Genomic DNA, 18,220 nt, shown 5'->3' on the forward strand with positions numbered 1-18,220 from the left:
AGCGTCGTGCCAACTCAGCATGTCACGGGAAGAGACGTAATATTTGTTCTCCTTAACATAAAAAATTGATTAACTCCTAAACGTTTGGGTCACGCTTTAACTGCGCCAATACACTGAACGGGTTGGACCGCGTTACCTCGTCCACGCTCGGCTCGGGCTCATCGAGGCCCGCCGGCTGCTGGCATTCTTTCGGATCATGAGCAGGCACAATGGGCAAGGCGAGCAACAGCTCTTCCTCGATCAACGCCAGCAGATCCAATGGATCTTCGCCGAGTTCCAGCACGTCATAGCCTTTCGGCAACGACTGGGTGTTTGCACCCTCCTTTACCACGGCGTAACTGCATTCGCTGTGGATCGGCAGGGTGACCAGCTCAAGACAACGCTGGCAAACCATTTTGACTTCGACGTCGATGTCGCTGTGGAAAACCACGGCGCGTCGCTCGTCTCGTTCAAAAACGAATTTCGCCTGCACTGTACCGAGATTGTCAGCAAGCGGGTCGCAGAGTCTCTCCAAATCAGCCAGCGGCAGCGCTCCCTGGAGAGTGGCGCCACGATCAGCTAATTTGCGCGGGTCAACGTGAGGTGGAATCGGGTCATTCAACATAGGCGCAGCATTCTAGGGACGACCCCGGCGACTGTCAAAGGAAATTCAGGGCTGTTCGCAACCTGACCCGCTGATTACACTCGACTTTCATGTTTCGGAGAACCCCATGCTGCCTCTGCTTCTCGCCTCCAGCTCGCCTTATCGCCGTGAATTGCTCGGCCGCCTGAACCTGCCGTTCGTCTGCGCGTCGCCTGATATCGATGAAAGCCACCGCCCTCAGGAGTCTGCTGTCGCACTGGTGAAACGCTTGGCACAGGAAAAAGCCATGGCCCTGGCAGCGCGGTTTCCAGACCACCTGATCATCGGTTCCGACCAGGTCGCGGTACTCGGCGAACACATCCTCGGCAAACCGCACACGTTCGAGCGCGCCGCTGAGCAACTCAGTGCCAGCAGCGGCAAAAGCGTGAGTTTTCTGACCGGTCTTGCGCTATACAACAGCCAGACCGGCCATTGCCAGGTCGACTGCGTGCCGTTCACCGTGCACATGCGCCAACTAGGTACAGATCAGATCAGCCGTTACCTGCACGCCGAACAACCTTACGACTGCGCGGGCAGCTTCAAGGCCGAAGGCTTGGGCGTAAGCCTTTTTCGAAGCACCGAAGGCCCCGACGCCACCAGCCTGATCGGCCTTCCTTTAATAAGGCTGGTGGACATGCTCATGAATGAAGGCGTGCTCATTCCCTGACAACAAAAAACCCGACCAATGGCCGGGTTTCTGTCACCTCGCAACGGTATCAGCGCAGCGAAGGCCCGCCAAAGCCGGCCCACATTGCGATCTTCTCAGCAACGCTGGAACCGATCTTCTTGGAGAACCGGTCCAGTGGCGACTCCTGAACGGTGTAATCGACAATCTCTTTCTCGCCAATCACATCACGCGCAACGTAGCTGGCACTGCCCAGACCATCCACCAACCCCAGCCCTACCGCCTGCTCGCCTGTCCAGACCAACCCCGAAAACAGCTCGGGATGATCCTTGTCCTTCAAGCGATCCCCTCGCCCAGCTTTCACGCTGGCAATGAACTGCTTGTGCGTCGTGTCCAGCACACCCTGCCAGAATGCCGTTTCATCAGCCTTTGGCGGCTGGAACGGATCGAGGAAAGCCTTGTGCTCACCCGAGGTGTAGACGCGACGGTCGACACCCAGCTTCTCCATGGTGCCCACAAAGCCAAAGCTTGCAGCCGTCACGCCGATGGACCCCACCAGACTCGCCTTGTCGGCGTAGATTTCGTCAGCCGCACTGGCAATGTAGTAAGCGCCGGACGCCCCCAGATCACTGATGACCGCATACACCTTGATGTTCGGCTTCTTCGCGCGCAGACGGCGGATTTCGTCATAGATGTAGCCTGACTGCACCGGACTGCCGCCCGGGCTATTGATGCGCAAGATCACACCTTTGGTCTTCTCGTCATCGAACGCAGCCCGCAGACTGCCGACGATATTGTCGGCACTGGCGGCCTCGGTGTCGGCAATCATGCCTTTGACTTCTATCAGGGCCGTGTGGCTGGCCTTGCGCGACGCGCCCTTGCCGAAATCCATCAGCGGCGAGAACAGCGCCAGCGCCGCAAACAGATAGATGAACGTCAGCGATTTGAAGAAAATCCCCCAACGCCGCGTGCGGCGATGCTCTTGAACATTCGCCAACAACGTTTTTTCCAGCAACTTCCAGCTTTTTGCATCCCCCGCGTCGTCCCGCTCTTGCGAAGACGGCGATTTCCATTCGTCCGACATAGTTCATTTACCCCAACAACGAAGATTCGGTGGCTCTCTTGCCTAGCCAGGTGCGCAACTCGGAAAAATGATCGATGGCCAAGCGTGGCGAATATTGAAGGAGAGCGTCCAGCGTCTGGGCGCCGTAACTTACAGCAACAGAATCCATGCCCGCATTGCGCGCCATCAGCAGATCGAAAGACGCGTCCCCGACCATCAATGCCTTTTCGGGCCTTACGCCACAATGCTGAAGAATCTGATTGAGCATCAGCGGATCAGGCTTGCTCGCCGTTTCGTCGGCCGCTCGGGTGGTATCGAAATAATCCAGCCAACCATGAGCCTTGAGCACACGATCCAGACCGCGGCGCGCCTTGCCGGTCGCCACCGCCATACGGTAGCCCTCGGCCCGAAAGGCTTCCAGAGACTCGCGCACGCCATCGAACAACTTGGACGGCTCGGCATCCATGGCCATGTAGCTGTCGGCGTAATGCTGGCGAAAATCGATCAGATCGTTGGCCGTGATGTCCGGGTACAGCGTACGAATCGCCTCTGGCAACCCCAGGCCGATGATGCCCTTGATCGCTTCGTCGTCTCGCACCGGTCGCCCGGCCAGACCTGCCGCCTGTCGCATCGCGTCGATGATCCGGCCAATGGAATCGGACAACGTGCCGTCCCAGTCAAAAATCAGCAGTTCGTAATCAGGGCGCACTCAATCGCTCCACGGTCTTGGCCCACATCTCGTCGACAGGCGCCTGTAATTCCAGCTTGCCACCATCAGGCAGCGGCACGGTCAGCGCGTAAGCATGCAGGAACAACCGCTTGCCGCCCAGATCCCGAATCTCGCGGGTGAAATCTTCGTCGCCGTACTTGCTGTCGCCCGCAATGCTGTGGCCCGCATGCAATGTGTGCACGCGGATCTGATGGGTACGCCCAGTGATCGGGCGCGCCTCGACCATGGTGGCGAAATCGCCGAAACGGCGCAGAACCTTGAACAACGTCAACGCCTCCTTGCCTTCGTCGTTCACCTCGACCATGCGCTCGCCGGACCGCAGATTGCTTTTGAGCAACGGAGCTCGCACCTGCTTCTGCGAAGTCGGCCAGTTGCCACGCACCAGCGCCATATAACGCTTGTCGACACCATCACCGCGCAGTTGCTCATGCAAATGCCGAAGCATGCTGCGTTTTTTCGCAATCATCAGCAGACCGGAGGTGTCGCGATCCAGGCGATGGACCAGTTCCAGTTCTTTGGCATCAGGACGCAACTGACGAAAGGCTTCGATCACACCGAAACTGAGGCCGCTACCACCATGAACCGCGATGCCAGCGGGCTTGTTGAGCACGATCAGGCCTTTGTCTTCGTAGACAATGGCTTCCTCCAGCCGCTGCAAAAGCCCTTGGGCCACCGGCACCGGCTCGTCGCGCTCAGGCACGCGAACGGGCGGAACACGCACGATGTCGCCCGCCTGAAGCTTGTACTCTGGCTTGACCCGCCCCTTGTTCACTCGCACTTCGCCTTTGCGCAATATGCGGTAAATCAAGGTCTTGGGAACGCCCTTGAGGTACGTGATCAGAAAATTATCGATGCGTTGACCGGCAAGTTCCGGCGCAACCTCTACCAGCTGAACGCCGGGGGTTGGGGGGGTGATAGTCGTCATGGCGCAAATCATAACAATTTTTTATGGATTTGAAGCACTTAATGATTGCTGCTATAGTCGCGAACGCCGCCAAAAGCGGCCTGGACAGCGGACAAACGGTAAGACTACCGGCCCTGCCCAACGCAATTCACAAGGGCGCGAGGCCGTCCTACGGGGCTTTCGGTGACAACGAATGGCCAGCCGGTGTAACGAGCGCAGGTGACATGAGGCCTGAAACAAGCCCGATCGCAGAGTGAAACACTCGCCGTCGAGGCCCACGTTCAAGGGCAGTTCACAAAGTGCAGTCGCCGGTGGTTGATTCGAGCGAATGCTTCGCAAACCACGCCTTAATTTGAGCCATGAGGCGCGAACTTCCCATCGAAGATCGCGTAAATGCAAACCCGCTGCGGATTCAGCGCGCGGCAGCACCCGAATTATCAGGGATACGTGTGGGGTGGAGACGCACAACCGTCGGACTGTGTAGCAAAAGGCTTTAATCAAGACGCTTCATATCGTCCGCTACCGATGGTTGATTCCTCCTCCTGACCAAGCTTTTGCTGACAGGGTGTCATTTGTCACCACAGCAAGCAGGAAACGTCGTCGCGACGATGGCCCATCTGGCCGGACATCGCTAGACACTGGAGTGTCCAAGCACTCCTGACGCGCCCTGACACCGACCGTGAGAAGTCGTGTGTGCCGAACGCCGTTTCCGGCAGCCCGGAAACCGACGGTACTACATGAAAAGAATGCTGATTAACGCGACTCAACCCGAAGAGTTGCGTGTTGCGCTGGTAGACGGCCAGCGCCTATACGACCTGGACATCGAATCCGGGGCCCGTGAACAGAAGAAGGCCAACATCTACAAAGGCCGGATCACGCGTATCGAGCCAAGCCTTGAAGCGGCCTTCGTCGACTTCGGCTCCGAGCGTCACGGCTTCCTGCCGCTGAAAGAAATCTCCCGCGAATACTTCAAGAAAGCCCCGGAAGGTCGCGTCAACATCAAGGAAGTCCTGAGCGAAGGCCAGGAAGTCATCGTTCAGGTCGAGAAAGAAGAACGTGGCAACAAGGGCGCGGCCCTGACCACCTTCATCAGCCTGGCCGGCCGTTACCTGGTGCTGATGCCGAACAACCCGCGTGCCGGTGGCATCTCGCGCCGCATCGAAGGCGAAGAGCGCAACGAACTGCGCGAAGCGCTGAACGGCCTGATCGCCCCTGCCGACATGGGCCTGATCGTGCGCACTGCCGGCCTTGGCCGCAGCAGCGAAGAAATGCAGTGGGACCTCGATTACCTGCTGCAACTGTGGACCGCCATCAAGGAAGCGTCCCAGGACCGCGCCGCGCCGTTCCTGATCTATCAGGAAAGCAATGTCATCATCCGCGCCATCCGCGACTACCTGCGCCAGGACATCGGCGGCCTGATCGTCATCGACTTCATCGACATGACGCCGGCCAAGAACCAGCGCGCCGTGGAAGAAAAAGTCCGCGAATGCCTGGAAGCCGACCGCGCCCGCGTACAGATCGGTCGCATCTCGCGCTTCGGCCTGCTGGAAATGTCCCGTCAGCGCCTGCGTCCATCCCTGGGCGAAAGCAGCGGCATCGTCTGCCCACGCTGCAACGGCACCGGCATCATTCGTGACGTCGAGTCGCTGTCGCTGGCCATCCTGCGCCTGATCGAAGAGGAAGCCCTGAAAGACCGCACCGCCGAGGTACGCGCTCAGGTGCCGATCCCGGTCGCGGCCTTCCTGCTCAACGAAAAACGCAACTCGATCACCAAGATCGAACTGCGCACCCGCGCCCGCATCGTCATTCTGCCGAACGACCACCTCGAAACGCCGCATTTCGAAGTGCAGCGCCTGCGCGATGACAGCCCGGAAGCCCACAGCCTGCAATCGAGCTATGAAATTGCTGCCGCCGCTGCCGAGGCCGAAGAGGTTCTGCCGACTGCCGCGACCCGCACCCTGGTTCGTCAGGAAGCTGCCGTTAAAACCGCTCCAGCCCGTGCCAACGCTCCGGTCCCGACCGAAGTGGCTGCACCGGTTGCCGCACCTGCGCCTGTGGCGCATGAGCCAAGCCTGTTCAAAGGTCTGGTGAAATCGCTGGTCAACCTGTTTGCCACCAAGGAAGAACCCGCCGCACCGGTCGCTGCCGTTGAAAAACCGACCGCCGAGCGCCCTGCCCGCAACGAAGAGCGTCGCAACGGTCGTCAGCAGAGCCGCAACCGCAATGGCCGCCGTGACGAAGAGCGCAAGCCGCGTGAAGAACGTGCACCGCGTGCGGAACGCGAAGAACGTGCACCACGTGAAGAGCGTGCTCCTCGCGAAGAACGCGCGCCACGTGAAGCACGTGAAGCACGTGAAGCACGTGAAGAACGTACACCACGTGAGCTGCGTGAAGCCCGCGACGACAGCGCCCCACGCGAAGAGCGTGCACCCCGTGCTCCGCGTGAAGAGCGTCAACCACGTGCCCCGCGTGAAGACCGCAAGCCTCGCGAGGAGCGTGTGCGTGAACTGCGCGAGCCACTGGATGCCGCACCGGCCGTCAACGTCCAGCGCGAAGAGCGCCCGGAGCGTGCGCCGCGTGAAGAGCGCCAGCCACGTCCGCCGCGCGAAGAGCGCAAACCTCGCGAAGAGCAGGCCGTTGCAGCCGCTGAAGACGAAACCTTGTTGAACAACGAAGAGCAGTTGGACGACAACCAGGAGAACGCCGAAGGCGATCGCCCGCGTCGTCGCTCCCGTGGTCAGCGTCGCCGCAGCAACCGTCGTGAGCGTCAGCGCGACGCCAACGGCAATGTGATCGAAGGTGCTGAAGGCAGCGAAGGCACTGAAGCCACTGCCGAAGTCCGTCAGGAAGGTTCCAGCGAAGAAATCGCTGCGGGCCTGGTCGTGACTGAAACGGTTGCCGAAGTGGTCATCAGCGCTCCCGCCGAAGCCGAAGCCAATCGCCAGGCCGAACGCGCAACCGCAGCAGTCGAAGCCCCTGTAGCCGAAGCCGCACCCGTCGAGAAGGCCGAAGCGCCCGTGGTTGAAGCGCCGGTCATTGAAAAGCCAGCAGCTCCGGCCAGACGTTCGGTCATGCCGGAAGTTGAAGTGGCACAGTTCGATGCGTCGCTGAGCCCGTTCGAGCGTCAGGTGAAAGCCGCCGCCGAGGCCGAAGCCCCGGCAGCGGTCCCAGCACCTGCCGCTGTGGAAGCGCCAGCCGTCGTTGAGACTCCCGCTATTGAAGCGGTGGTTGAGACGCCTGCACCCGCACCGGTCGTCGAGGCACCTGCTGCACCGTTTGAGGCACCGAAAGCGGTCGAGCCAGTGATCGAACAGCCTGTCGCTGTCGCTCCAGCCGTGATTGAAGCGCCAGTGGAAACCGCATCGCCGGAAATCGTCGCCGCACCAGTTGCCGCTGAAGCAGCACCTGCGCCAGCCCCGGCAGCCGTCGAGAAGCCGTCCCTGCCAATGGCCAGCACCGGCCGTGCAGCGAACGACCCTCGCGAGGTTCGTCGCCGCCGTCTGGAGGCCGAGCGCCTGCAGAAAGAGGCCGAGGCCGCCAAGCAGGTCGTGACTGAAAACGGTGAAGAGCTGGAAGAAAGCAAAGAACCAAAGCCTTTGTAATCTCCGCTAAATGAAAAGCCCCACCTGTGTGATGCAGGTGGGGCTTTTTTATGCCCGATGATACGGCGGCTACTTGTAGTACAAGGCGGCAGGCACATCCACATCCCACAACACGCCCGGATCGTCGACTGCCAGCTCGTTAATGTTCGCGCCTTGAAACAGCCGTTTTGCGCCCTTCTCTCCAGCCAGCCCCATCAAGGCCGAACCAAACCCGCGCCCAAATCCCACAGGATGACCATAACACCCGTCATGCACGGGCACGCTGATGGCGTCTGGCGCCACAGACTGGGCTACACATTTGAGGGTATTCACCTGAATGAAGGGCATATCACCCAAAACGATCAACCAGCCACGATGATCCGGCTCGGCGGCCACTGCCGCTGCGATGCTGTCACCCATGCCGGGCGAGTCCAGCACCACAACCTCGCAACCGTGGCGCAGACCCAGTTCGGCCACGCTGGTGTAGTCAGGGCGAGTGAGCAGCACGATTTTGTCGACGACAGGGCGCACGTTCACCAGCACATGCTCCAGCACTGCGCGCTCCACACCATCGCGCCCTGCGCATTGCGCCAGCAGTTTGTTGCGATGTGGACCGGCCACCTGCCGATAACGCGACCCATGCCCGGCGGCAAGGACGATGGCACACAGGGTTTCACGCATGCTTTGCCTCTGATCTGGAGGGAATCACATCAAAAAAGCAAAGGCCAGGCCAGAACGCACGTTCACACCCTGCCCTGGAGCAGATCAGTACAGGTTAGGCTCCATTTCCAGCGAAACGCCGAAACGCTCGTGGATGTCTGCCTGGATTCGTTGCGCCAGGTTCAGCAGGTCACGCCCCGAAGCAGCGCCATAGTTGACCAGCACCAGTGCCTGAAGCTGATGAACGCCGGCATCACCCTCACGAAAGCCCTTCCAGCCCGCCTGCTCGATCAGCCAGCCTGCCGCGAGCTTCACCTGCCCGTCCGCCTGCGGATAAGCCACCAGCCCCGGATGAGATTCACGAATGCGCGCGGCCAACTCGGCGGACACTAACGGATTCTTGAAGAAACTCCCCGCGTTGCCCAGCGTGACAGGGTCCGGCAGTTTTTCGCTGCGGATCGCACAGATCGCCCGGCTGACGTGAATCGGCGTCGGCTCGATCACGCCCTGCTCCTGCAAACGCTGGCGCACCGGGCCGTAGTCCAGGTGCAAGGTCGCCGAAAAGCTCAGGCGAAACCGCACCCGCAGAATCAGCCAGCGACCCGGCTGCTGCTTGAAAATACTGTCGCGATAGCCGAATGCGCATTCAGGCAGGGTGAACTCCCGCAGCTCGCCCGTCTGACGATCCAGCGCGGTCAGGCTGTGGAAAACGTCTTTAAGCTCGACCCCGTACGCTCCGATGTTCTGCATCGGGGCAGCGCCCACGGTGCCGGGGATCAGGCTGAGGTTTTCAAGCCCCGACAATCCCTGCGCCAGCATGTCCTGGACGAAGGGGTGCCAAGGCTCGCCCGCTTCTGCCTCGACAACGGCCATGCCGCAATCTTCGTGAGTGATGCGAACGCCACGACTGGCCATGCGCAACACCAGGGCATCGATGTCACGGGTCAACAGCAGGTTGCTGCCGCCGCCAATCACCAACAGCTCGACCTTGTGCTCGGCCGCATAGGCCAACGCTTCGCGCACATCAGCATCGCTGTGGGCTTCGGCGAACAGGCGGGCGCGAACGTCGACGCCAAAGGTGTTGAACGGCTTGAGTGAAACACCGGATTGAATCTGCAGGCTCATCGACGAACCTGCACAGCCACGCGACGGTCCATCACGGTCAGGCCTCCAGCAAGCGCCTGACGCGCTCCAGGTCTTCTGCCGTGTCGACACCCGCAGGTGGCGCTTCCAGTGCATCGGCCACATGAATGCGCACGCCATGCCACAGGGCACGCAGTTGTTCAAGGCTTTCGGTGTTTTCCAGCCAGCACGGCCCCCAACTGACGAAGTCATGCAGGAAACCGGCACGGTAGGCGTAGATGCCGATGTGGCGACGGTACGGCACGCCTTCGGGCAACACGTCACGGCTCTTGGCCAATGCATCACGCGCCCATGGCAACGGGGCGCGGCTGAACGTCAGGGCCAGGCCGTTGATGTCCGAGCTGACTTTGACCACGTTCGGATTGAACAGCGCCGCCACGTCATCGATCGGTTCGGCCAGGGTCGACATCCGTGCTTCCGGGTGTGACGCAAGGTTTTCGGCCACCTGATCGATCACAGACGGGGGAATCATCGGCTCATCGCCCTGCACGTTGACCACAATGGCATCGTTGGCCAAGCCCAATTGAGATGCCACTTCTGCCAGCCGATCGGTGCCTGAATTGTGATCATCGCGGGTCATCAGGACTTCCGCACCGAAGGCCTGGCAGGCTTCCACAATGCGAGGATCGTCAGTGGCCACGACCACGCGTTGCGCACTGCTTTTGCGCGCCTGCTCCCAGACGTGCTGGATCATCGGCTTACCCGCGATGGTTTTCAGGGGTTTGCCGGGAAAACGGCTGGAACCGTAGCGCGCAGGAATAACGACGGTAAACGCTGCAGTCATTTGTCCAGACGCTCATCAGTGGTCAGGGTGCGGGCTTCGCTTTCCAGCATGACTGGAATGCCATCGCGAATCGGGTAGGCCAGACCGGCGCCCTTGCTGATCAGCTCGGTTTTGTCGGCGCTGAGCTTGAGCGGGCCTTTGCAGACCGGGCAAGCGAGGATGTCGAGCAATTTGGTGTCCATAAAAAATCCTGAGCGAGTCATGGCAAAAGCCGGGTTAACTGCACATCGAACCAACTGACGAAGGCCGGAGAAGGCACCGCCTCCACCGCCAGATACCACCAGTCGGGCGCTGCGAAGGAGGTGCACTTCACGGCGTCTTTTTCGGTCATGACCACCGGCAGCACGGGCGTGAACGCCAGGGCCTCTGCGGTAAATTCGGCATGATCGGCGAATGCATGGGGAACAGGGCGCCAGTGTAGTCCTTCGAGGGTGTTGAAGAAACGTTGCGGATTGCCAATGCCCGCTACTGCGTGCACGGCCTGGCCCGCCGGAAAATGATCGACCGCCCGGCGCTCGCCGCTCAGCAGATTGACCAGTGCGCTCGGCTGCAAGGTGAAGGCGTACCCCTCGTCGCGGTCCTCGCGAGCACCGTTGTAAAGCAGCGCATCGACGCTCTTCAGGCGCTCGACCGGCTCACGCAAAGGACCGGCAGGCAGACAACGGCGATTGCCCAATCCGCGAGCGGCATCGATCAGCACGAGTTCCAGGTCGCGGGCGAGGCGGTAGTGTTGCAGGCCGTCGTCGGACAGAATCACGTCCAGCGGCCCGGCAGCGAGCAAGGCGCGCACGGCACGGGAGCGATCGGGATCGATCATCAATGGAACGCCGGTACGCTTGACGATCAGCAGCGGCTCATCCCCTGCCTGATCAGCAGGCTGCTGCGCAAGCACGCACCACGGCAGGCTGGGCGGCTTGGCGCCGTAGCCGCGACTCACCACGCCCACGCGCAGACCGCGCCGACGACAGTGTTCGATCATCCATAAAATCAGCGGTGTTTTGCCCGTACCGCCCACGGTGATGTTGCCGACGACGATGACCGGCACCGGAGCTTTGTAGATATCGCCTTCGCCCGCCACAAAACGTGCGCGCTTGTTGTTCACCACGCGGCGATACAGGACTTCCAGAGGACGCAGAAGTACCAGCGCCGGATGGCCGCCGTACCAGGCGTCGAGCAAACGATCCGTCAGTGCCATCAGTTAGCCGAGGCGGCCTCGACAGTGGTCATGCGCAAATGCGCGAAACCCAGCTTGCCCGCGGCATCCATGGCGGTGATGACCGCCTGATGCGGCGTCTTGCCGTCGGCGCTGATGGACAGCGGCAGGCTGGTATCACCACCGGACTCTTTCTGCAACGCGTCGATCAGGGTGTCCAGCTTGTTGTCGGCCAGCAGGGTGTTGTTCACCGAATAGACGCCATCGGCGTTGATCGTGATGTCGACGTGTTTCTTGTCGACATCGTCCGCCGATGCACCGGTCACGGATTGCGGCAGGTCCACGCGCATCTGCGTCTCGCGGGTGAAGGTGGTGGTGACCACGAAGAACAGCAGCAGGATGAACACCACGTCGATCAGCGACACCAGGTTGATGTCGATGGTCTCCCGGGCTTTGCGACGACGGAACTTCACTTCTTGCGACCCTCGCCACGGGCGGCGGCCTTGAGGTCCGGCTTGGCGTCGGTCAGGTCGACATCACGGTCGCCTTGCACCACCTCGACGAGCTTGATCGCTTCCTGCTCCATGCCGACCACCAGTTCATCGACACGGTTTTGCAGATAACGGTGAAAGAAGATGGTCGGAATCGCCACGGTCAGGCCCGATGCGGTACAGATCAGCGCCTTGGAAATACCGCTGGCGAGCATGCCCGCATTACCGGTCATGCCAGTGGCGGTGAACGAGCCGAAGATGTCGATCATGCCCAACACAGTACCCAGCAGGCCCAGCAGTGGCGCCATGGCGGCGATGGTGCCGAGCGTCGCCAGGTAGCGCTCCAGATCGTGAATGACCCGGGCAGCGGCCTCTTCGATACACTCTTTCATGATCTCGCGACCATGGCGGGAGTTGGCCAGGCCCGCGGCGAGGATTTCACCCAACGGTGAATCGGCGCGCAGCTCCTTGAGCTTGTCGCCGCTCAGTTGTTTGTCCTGAATCCAGCGCCACACCTGACCTAGCAGATGCGGTGGCGTAATGCGGCTGGCGCGCAAGGTCCACAGACGCTCGATGATGATCCCGACGGCGGCGATGGAACTCAAAATGATCGGCAGCATCATCCAGCCACCCGATTTGACCAGCTCCCACACAGCAACCACCCCCTGAAAAAAAGTGGCGCCACTCTACCATAGGGTGACGGCCTCGCCGAACCCGCCGATCAATGAACCTTCACTTCAGTTTCGCCAGAATCGACGAACCGCACGCTCGCTGATCACACCGCCGAATGCGCCTAATTGCAAGGTAATAGCACCCAGCTCGGCACTGTCGTGGGTGTCGATGCCCAGCCAGCGATAACGGGACATGACCAGCGGATGAGGATGGCCAAAGGCATTGTTTCGACCTCGGGAAATGAGCACGCCTTTCGGCGAAACAGTCTGTATGAAGCGCTTGGATGACGACGTGCGACTGCCGTGGTGCGGCGCTTGCAGCCAGTCGGCGCGCACATCGACGCCCTCCTCCAGCAGGGCGCGCTCGGCCTGAGCGTCGATGTCGCCGGTTAGTAACAGGCGTTCGCCCCTGGCGTCGATCATCAACACGCAGGAACCCTGATTGCCTTCTGCGGCCTGCCCCCAGATCCAGGTGGAAAATGTCACCTCGTTCCACGTCCATGCCTCACCGCTCTGGCAGCGCTCGACCGACAAATCGGGCGGCATTCGTTCGACGTCGCCACCCAGCAGTCGCGTAACCGGCAAGGCCTGCTGGATGGCCAGCGCGCCACCGGCATGATCGGCATCGGCGTGGCTGAGCAACATAACGTCCAACGCGCTGATCCCTGCGCGCCGAATCGCAGGCAACACCACGCGCTCGCCGATATCGAACTCGCCGAAACGCGGCCCGGCGTCATACAGCAACGCGTGATCGCGCGTGCGCAACAAAATCGCCAGCCCCTGCCCCACGTCCAGATGCTGCACTTCGACTTCTCCGACAGGAATGTTTTTCTGCGGCGCGAACACACACAACAGCAGCATGGGCCAGCCCAACGGGCGCATTGGCAATCCGTTGGGCAGCAATAAAAGCAGCGCGCCCAACAGACTCAAAGGCCAGACCCACATCGGCACCGCAGGCCCTGTCCACGCAGGCGCGGTCTGGGCGACATAAGAAAGAAACTGAAACAGCCCCGCCATCGCGCCTCCCGCCAGCCAGAGCAACGTCTCGCCAACCAGCGGAATCGCCAGAAAAAACGTGCCGAACAGCGCCAGCGGCAGGATGAAAACACTGACCCACGGCACCGCAATCAGGTTGACCAGTGGACCGCTTACGCTGACCGGCAGATTGAGCGCCAGCAACACCGGCAGTAGCCCGACAGCGATCAGCCACTGCGCCCGTGTCCAGCTTTGCAGCCAATGCCAGGTGCCGAGTCGACCGCCGAATATCAGGATCAGGATGCCGACCGCCGCAAACGACAGCCAGAAACCGGGGCGCAGGCTGATCAGCGGCTCGGCGAACAGCAACAGGTTCAGCGCAATCAGGAACGGCCAGACCACGCCCAGATGACGAAAACGCAACCGCCACAGCAGCACTAACCCCAGCATGACGCAAGCCCGTTGCACCGGGACGTCGAAACCGGCCAGAAAGCCGTAGGCCAACGCCCCGGCAAATGCCAGGACACAGGCCGAGGGCAGCCAGGGCACGGCACGCGGCCACAGCCCCCAACGAGCGAGGCTGGCCACCAGCCCGTAAAGCAGGCCTGCAAGCAACCCGATGTGAGTGCCGGAAATCACCAGCAAGTGGACGGTGCCCGTGTCCTGCAACACCTGCCAATTCTCGGGACTCAGCCCTGAATCGTCGCCGAGCACCAGCGCCGCCAGCCCGCCCTCATGGCCCTGCGCGTCGACGGCCAGCAAACGCTGGCGAACGTGATCGCGCCAAGGCGTTGCCGTGGCCTTCAGCAACTCGCCATCGACCACCGTTCCGGTCGCGCCAATGCGCTGCGCCAACAACCAGGCTTCGTAATCGAAGGCGCCGGGGTTGGCCAGCCCACCCGGTCGCTTGAGTTTGACCGCCAGCCGCCAGCGCTCACCACTGCTGACCGCCGGGCCGCCGTACCACGCCACACGAATGCGCTCGGGCAAACGTGCGCGGCGCGACACGGGATCTGCCAGTTGAAAGCGCACCACTGCGTCGACGGTGCTCGGCAAACCGACCACTTCCCCTTCCAGCCACAAGGTCTGGCCGTCGAGGCGTTCGAGCAGTCGGTCGTCCAGCGCGCCTTTGGCGGACACAACAGCCCACGTCAGTCCGAACAGAAAAAAGGCCAGTGGATAGGTGCGAAACGGCAACAATATGAGCCCGACGATCGGCATCGCCAGCATCAACCAGACCGGCGGCAACACCGGCAAAAAACGCAGCACCAGCAACCCCAGTGCAAGCGCCACCATCCCTGTGCGCATAAGGCTTTCCTTCATGGGCGGATGAAATTCACCTCCATGACTTAGCGCACTGAGTCCATCGTGCATTTATTAATTGTCACAATGTCTGAATTTCCATCCGCCATCATCCATGCATACTTTCCCGACTTCCCCGCCCAGCCCCCCGGATTTCCTGTATGCCACGCCAGTTGATCAAACGGTACATGCCCGATCCGAACAGCATTCGGGAACATAAATCCTTACGCTTTCTCGGCACCTTGCTGCATGATCCGAACCTCTGGCACCTCAATCGTCACTCAGTGGCCAGGGCCATGGGGATGGGGCTGTTCGCCGCGTTGATGCCCATGCCGTTGCAGATGCTGCTGGCTGCTTTTCTCGCCGTGTGGGTGCGCGCCAACATGCCGATTGCGGTGAGCCTGTGCTGGCTGACCAACCCGCTGACGATGCCGCCGGTGTTCTATTGCACCTACAAGATGGGCGCCCTGTTGATGGGCTTGCCGCCGAGAAACTTTCCGGACGAGATGAGCTGGGAATGGATCAGTGGGCAGTTGTCGACGCTGTGGCAGCCGTTTTTGCTGGGTTCTGTCGTAGCGGGAGTGATGCTGGGGGTGATCGGCTATTTCGCGACAATGGGGTACTGGCGCTGGTGGGTGGGGCGGCAGTGGAAAGCGCGTCAGCACAAACGCAGCTCTGGAGGCTGAACGCAATCCACTGTGGGAGATTCTATGTTGGCTGGTCAACCGCCTTCGTCGGAACGCCGCCCGCACCAAGGCGGCTCCCACAATAGCCGCGCCGGATTCAGGCCGTTTGTTCGACACCGACCTGTGGGGGCCGGCTTGCTGGCGACGGCGGTGGGTCAATCACAATAACGTTGAATGACACTCCGCATTCGCCAGCAAGCCGGCTCCCACAACGATCGGCATATCCAGCCCAACTACTGCCGCATCCCGCGTCCACTCACCAACAGCCGTGCGCAACCCAGGTAGAGCACGACCGTCGCCACGACCATGAACGCCAATGCGATGCTGATCTTGATGTCCGACACCCCGAGAATCCCGAAGCGGAACGCGTTGACCATGTGCAGCACCGGGTTGGCCAGCGATACGGTCTGCCAGAACGGCGGCAGCAGGTTGATGGAGTAGAACACCCCGCCCAGGTAGGTCAGCGGCGTCAGCACGAAGGTCGGGATGATCGAAATGTCGTCGAAGTTGCGCGCAAAGACCGCATTGATGAAGCCCAGCAGCGAGAAGATCGTCGCCGTCAGCAGCACGACCACCACCGTCACGCCCAGGTGATGCACCTGCAGGTCAGTGAAGAACATCGACAGGATCGTCACGATCACGCCTACTGCCAGACCGCGCAGCACGCCACCAATGGTGTAACCAATGAGGATGGTATGCGGCGACACCGGCGAGACCATCAATTCTTCCACCGAGCGCTGGAACTTGGCGCCGAAGAAGCTGGACACCACGTTGCCGTAAGAGTTGGTGATCACAGACATCATGATCAGGCCCGGCACGATGTACTGCATGTAAGTGAAGCCACCCATGTCGCCAATCTGGCGACCGATCAGGTTGCCGAAGATCACGAAGTACAGAACCATGGTGATCGCAGGCGGCAAAAGGGTCTGTGGCCAGATGCGCATGAAGCGGCGGACTTCGCGATAGACAATGGTGTTCATCGCGATCAGGTTGGGGCGCAGTTCCGAACTCATACCGCCACCTTCGACAGGTTCTTTTCCACCAGGCCCACGAACAACTCCTCAAGGCGATTGGTTTTGTTGCGCAGGCTCAACACCTGAACGTTCTGCAAGGACAACTGGCTGAACAACGCCGTGATCCCCACGGTCTTGTCGACCTGCACTTCCAGCGTGTGGTTATCCACAAGGCGCGACGGGTAGCCCACCAATTGTGGCGCGACCTGCATCGGGTCCTTGAGGTCCAGCAGGAACGTCTCGACGTGCAGCTTGTTGAGCAGCGTCTTCATGCCGGTGTTTTCGATGATCGTGCCGTGGTCGATGATGCCGATGTTGCGGCACAGTTGTTCAGCCTCTTCCAGATAATGGGTGGTGAGGATGATGGTGATGCCTTTCTCGTTCAGCTCGGTGAGGAAGGTCCACATCGAACGGCGCAGCTCGATGTCCACCCCCGCCGTCGGCTCGTCGAGGATCAACAGACGCGGCTCGTGAATCAGCGCGCGGGCGATCATCAGACGCCGCTTCATGCCACCGGACAGCGAGCGCGAGGGCACATTGCGCTTGTCCCACAAGCCCAGTTGCGTCAGGTACTGCTCGGCGCGCTCCTTGGCGACTTTCGCCGGAATGCCGTAGTACCCGGCCTGGGTCACGACGATGTCGAAGGTCTTCTCGAACTGGTTGAAGTTGAACTCCTGCGGCACCACGCCAATCGAGCGCTTGAGCTGCGCAGGGTTCTTGTCCAGATCGTTGCCAAAGATGTTTACAGAACCGGTGGTCTTGTTGACCAGGGTCGAGATGATCCCGATGGTGGTGGATTTGCCCGCACCGTTAGGGCCGAGCAAGGCAAAGAAATCGCCTTCGGCGACGTCCAGATCGATGCCCTTGAGGGCCTGGAAACCGTTGCCGTAGGTCTTGGTTAGCTGCCGGATGGACAGAGCTGAACTCATGACGGAAAACACACCAATAAAAGGAAATGGGAAAAGGGACGAATACAAAACACGCGGGCATTGCGCAGACCGAGGTGACGTGCCCGGCCTCAGAAACAATCTGTAGCAAACGCGACGCGGACCCCAATGTTGCGTGCCGACGTCGCGCAAGTACAGCGAGATCTATTGATAGTCGTTATTAATCTAACGCGCTAAGGCTTACGTCAGTTCCGTCATCACCGCCTTGCGGTAAGCCGGACGCTGCTTCAGACGCTCGTACCAGGCTTTGAGATGAGGCAGCTCGACACGTTCAATCGGCATTTCAAACCAGGCGTAGATAAAACTGCCCAGCGGGATGTCGCCCATGCCAAATTCAGCACCCGACAAATACGGCTGGTCGGCCAGCGCCTTGTCGACGATGCGCAGCAAACCTTCCAGCGTCACTTTGGCCGCGTTGATCTGTGTCCAGTCTTGCTGCTCGGCCGGGGTACGCAACACGCCCCAAAACACGGTACGGAATGGGCCTGCGAGGGTCGACGTGGTCCAGTCCATCCACTTGTCGGCCTGAGCGCGCGCCTTGGGGTCACTCGGATACAGCGCAGAATTGGCGGCGTGTTGCGCGGCCAGATAACGCACGATGGTGTTGGATTCCCACAACACGAAGTCGCCATCTTCGATCATCGGCACCACGCCGTTGGGGTTCTTGGCCAGGTATTCCGGCTGGTTGTTCAAACCGAAAGCCCCGCCAGCGTTGATCGCTTCATAGGTCAGCCCCAGCTCTTCGGCAATCCACAACGCCTTGCGAACGTTGGACGAATTCTTGCGGCCCCAGATTTTCAACATGGCTTCTTGTTCTCCTGTGCGCGAATGGACGAATTGCTGGCATATGCCTGCGGCCCGTCAGTCTAC

Annotated in this window: 18 protein-coding genes; 3 read left to right on the forward strand and 15 right to left on the reverse strand. The window is 60.7% G+C overall.

Annotated elements, in window-relative coordinates:
• Positions 1-76: 76 nt before the first annotated feature.
• Positions 77-604, reverse strand: a complete 528-nt coding sequence (locus ACI2KB_RS24640) for a YceD family protein (RefSeq protein ID WP_404638920.1) — start codon at positions 602-604, stop codon at positions 77-79.
• Between the two features lie 106 nt (positions 605-710).
• On the opposite strand from ACI2KB_RS24640, the gene ACI2KB_RS24645 reads away from it, so the two are divergent.
• Entirely contained in the window at positions 711-1,289 is a 579-nt protein-coding gene (locus ACI2KB_RS24645) for a Maf family protein (protein ID WP_404638922.1), read from the forward strand.
• 49 nt (positions 1,290-1,338) lie between these two features.
• Here the strand turns inward: ACI2KB_RS24645 and sppA are convergent, their stop codons facing one another.
• Genes sppA through rluC form a run of 3 tightly spaced genes read right to left on the reverse strand, consistent with a single transcriptional unit; the run spans position 1,339 to position 3,965 of the window.
• On the reverse strand, positions 1,339-2,331 hold the full coding sequence (gene sppA, locus ACI2KB_RS24650) for a signal peptide peptidase SppA (RefSeq protein ID WP_404638924.1): 993 nt from the start codon (positions 2,329-2,331) through the stop codon (positions 1,339-1,341).
• A gap of 7 nt (positions 2,332-2,338) precedes the next feature.
• Positions 2,339-3,019: an HAD-IA family hydrolase gene (locus ACI2KB_RS24655; protein ID WP_404638926.1), complete on the reverse strand. Its 681-nt coding sequence runs from the start codon at positions 3,017-3,019 to the stop codon at positions 2,339-2,341.
• Complete coding sequence (gene rluC / locus ACI2KB_RS24660) at positions 3,009-3,965, reverse strand: 23S rRNA pseudouridine(955/2504/2580) synthase RluC (RefSeq protein ID WP_404638928.1); 957 nt, start codon at positions 3,963-3,965, stop codon at positions 3,009-3,011. The genes ACI2KB_RS24655 and rluC overlap by 11 nt, the downstream gene beginning before the upstream one ends.
• 716 nt (positions 3,966-4,681) lie before the next feature.
• Here rluC and ACI2KB_RS24665 point away from each other — a divergent pair.
• Positions 4,682-7,546: a ribonuclease E/G gene (locus ACI2KB_RS24665; RefSeq protein WP_404638930.1), complete on the forward strand. Its 2,865-nt coding sequence runs from the start codon at positions 4,682-4,684 to the stop codon at positions 7,544-7,546.
• Positions 7,547-7,615: 69 nt separating this feature from the next.
• On the opposite strand, the gene ACI2KB_RS24670 is transcribed toward ACI2KB_RS24665, so the two are convergent.
• The 8 genes from ACI2KB_RS24670 to ACI2KB_RS24705 all read right to left on the reverse strand — a co-directional run bounded on the left by ACI2KB_RS24670 (position 7,616) and on the right by ACI2KB_RS24705 (position 14,710).
• Positions 7,616-8,206, reverse strand: a complete 591-nt coding sequence (locus ACI2KB_RS24670; protein ID WP_404638932.1) for an NTP transferase domain-containing protein — start codon at positions 8,204-8,206, stop codon at positions 7,616-7,618.
• 84 nt (positions 8,207-8,290) lie between these two features.
• Positions 8,291-9,310: a UDP-N-acetylmuramate dehydrogenase gene (murB, locus tag ACI2KB_RS24675; protein ID WP_404638934.1), complete on the reverse strand. Its 1,020-nt coding sequence runs from the start codon at positions 9,308-9,310 to the stop codon at positions 8,291-8,293.
• Between the two features lie 37 nt (positions 9,311-9,347).
• Positions 9,348-10,112, reverse strand: a complete 765-nt coding sequence (gene kdsB, locus ACI2KB_RS24680) for a 3-deoxy-manno-octulosonate cytidylyltransferase (RefSeq protein ID WP_404638936.1) — start codon at positions 10,110-10,112, stop codon at positions 9,348-9,350.
• Entirely contained in the window at positions 10,109-10,294 is a 186-nt protein-coding gene (locus tag ACI2KB_RS24685) for a Trm112 family protein (protein WP_003179363.1), read from the reverse strand. The genes kdsB and ACI2KB_RS24685 overlap by 4 nt, the downstream gene beginning before the upstream one ends.
• Positions 10,295-10,311: 17 nt before the next feature.
• Positions 10,312-11,307: a tetraacyldisaccharide 4'-kinase gene (gene lpxK / locus ACI2KB_RS24690; protein WP_404638938.1), complete on the reverse strand. Its 996-nt coding sequence runs from the start codon at positions 11,305-11,307 to the stop codon at positions 10,312-10,314.
• Positions 11,307-11,738, reverse strand: coding sequence for an ExbD/TolR family protein (locus ACI2KB_RS24695; protein ID WP_404638940.1), 432 nt, complete (start codon positions 11,736-11,738; stop codon positions 11,307-11,309). The genes lpxK and ACI2KB_RS24695 overlap by 1 nt, the downstream gene beginning before the upstream one ends.
• Complete coding sequence (locus tag ACI2KB_RS24700) at positions 11,735-12,409, reverse strand: MotA/TolQ/ExbB proton channel family protein (protein ID WP_404638942.1); 675 nt, start codon at positions 12,407-12,409, stop codon at positions 11,735-11,737. The genes ACI2KB_RS24695 and ACI2KB_RS24700 overlap by 4 nt, the downstream gene beginning before the upstream one ends.
• An 84-nt stretch (positions 12,410-12,493) precedes the next feature.
• On the reverse strand, positions 12,494-14,710 hold the full coding sequence (locus tag ACI2KB_RS24705) for a DNA internalization-related competence protein ComEC/Rec2 (protein WP_404638943.1): 2,217 nt from the start codon (positions 14,708-14,710) through the stop codon (positions 12,494-12,496).
• Positions 14,711-14,865: 155 nt separating this feature from the next.
• Between ACI2KB_RS24705 and ACI2KB_RS24710 the strand changes: the two genes are divergently transcribed.
• Complete coding sequence (locus tag ACI2KB_RS24710; RefSeq protein ID WP_404638944.1) at positions 14,866-15,390, forward strand: DUF2062 domain-containing protein; 525 nt, start codon at positions 14,866-14,868, stop codon at positions 15,388-15,390.
• A 233-nt stretch (positions 15,391-15,623) separates the two neighbouring features.
• Here ACI2KB_RS24710 and ACI2KB_RS24715 read toward each other — a convergent pair whose 3' ends face one another.
• The 3 genes from ACI2KB_RS24715 to ACI2KB_RS24725 form a co-directional block, all read right to left on the reverse strand.
• Positions 15,624-16,403: an ABC transporter permease gene (locus tag ACI2KB_RS24715; RefSeq protein WP_404638946.1), complete on the reverse strand. Its 780-nt coding sequence runs from the start codon at positions 16,401-16,403 to the stop codon at positions 15,624-15,626.
• Positions 16,400-17,332, reverse strand: coding sequence for an ABC transporter ATP-binding protein (locus tag ACI2KB_RS24720; RefSeq protein WP_404638948.1), 933 nt, complete (start codon positions 17,330-17,332; stop codon positions 16,400-16,402). The genes ACI2KB_RS24715 and ACI2KB_RS24720 overlap by 4 nt, the downstream gene beginning before the upstream one ends.
• Positions 17,333-17,530: 198 nt before the next feature.
• Positions 17,531-18,154, reverse strand: a complete 624-nt coding sequence (locus ACI2KB_RS24725) for a glutathione S-transferase family protein (protein WP_404638950.1) — start codon at positions 18,152-18,154, stop codon at positions 17,531-17,533.
• Positions 18,155-18,220: the final 66 nt, after the last annotated feature.

The organism is Pseudomonas sp. NPDC088444, from assembly GCF_044900175.1.
Taxonomy (GTDB): Bacteria; Pseudomonadota; Gammaproteobacteria; order Pseudomonadales; family Pseudomonadaceae; genus Aquipseudomonas.

Bases quoted from the DNA above. Each gene is read 5' to 3' on its own strand.
- ACI2KB_RS24640 (WP_404638920.1), bottom strand. From the start codon at position 604: ATGTTGAATGACCCGATTCCACCTCACGTTGACCCGCGCAAATTAGCT.
- ACI2KB_RS24645 (WP_404638922.1), top strand. From the start codon at position 711: ATGCTGCCTCTGCTTCTCGCCTCCAGCTCGCCTTATCGCCGTGAATTG.
- sppA (WP_404638924.1), bottom strand. From the start codon at position 2,331: ATGTCGGACGAATGGAAATCGCCGTCTTCGCAAGAGCGGGACGACGCG.
- rluC (WP_404638928.1), bottom strand. From the start codon at position 3,965: ATGACGACTATCACCCCCCCAACCCCCGGCGTTCAGCTGGTAGAGGTT.
- ACI2KB_RS24665 (WP_404638930.1), top strand. From the start codon at position 4,682: ATGAAAAGAATGCTGATTAACGCGACTCAACCCGAAGAGTTGCGTGTT.
- ACI2KB_RS24670 (WP_404638932.1), bottom strand. From the start codon at position 8,206: ATGCGTGAAACCCTGTGTGCCATCGTCCTTGCCGCCGGGCATGGGTCG.
- murB (WP_404638934.1), bottom strand. From the start codon at position 9,310: ATGAGCCTGCAGATTCAATCCGGTGTTTCACTCAAGCCGTTCAACACC.
- kdsB (WP_404638936.1), bottom strand. From the start codon at position 10,112: ATGACTGCAGCGTTTACCGTCGTTATTCCTGCGCGCTACGGTTCCAGC.
- ACI2KB_RS24685 (WP_003179363.1), bottom strand. From the start codon at position 10,294: ATGGACACCAAATTGCTCGACATCCTCGCTTGCCCGGTCTGCAAAGGC.
- lpxK (WP_404638938.1), bottom strand. From the start codon at position 11,307: ATGGCACTGACGGATCGTTTGCTCGACGCCTGGTACGGCGGCCATCCG.
- ACI2KB_RS24705 (WP_404638943.1), bottom strand. From the start codon at position 14,710: ATGCGCACAGGGATGGTGGCGCTTGCACTGGGGTTGCTGGTGCTGCGT.
- ACI2KB_RS24710 (WP_404638944.1), top strand. From the start codon at position 14,866: ATGCCACGCCAGTTGATCAAACGGTACATGCCCGATCCGAACAGCATT.
- ACI2KB_RS24715 (WP_404638946.1), bottom strand. From the start codon at position 16,403: ATGAGTTCGGAACTGCGCCCCAACCTGATCGCGATGAACACCATTGTC.
- ACI2KB_RS24720 (WP_404638948.1), bottom strand. From the start codon at position 17,332: ATGAGTTCAGCTCTGTCCATCCGGCAGCTAACCAAGACCTACGGCAAC.
- ACI2KB_RS24725 (WP_404638950.1), bottom strand. From the start codon at position 18,154: ATGTTGAAAATCTGGGGCCGCAAGAATTCGTCCAACGTTCGCAAGGCG.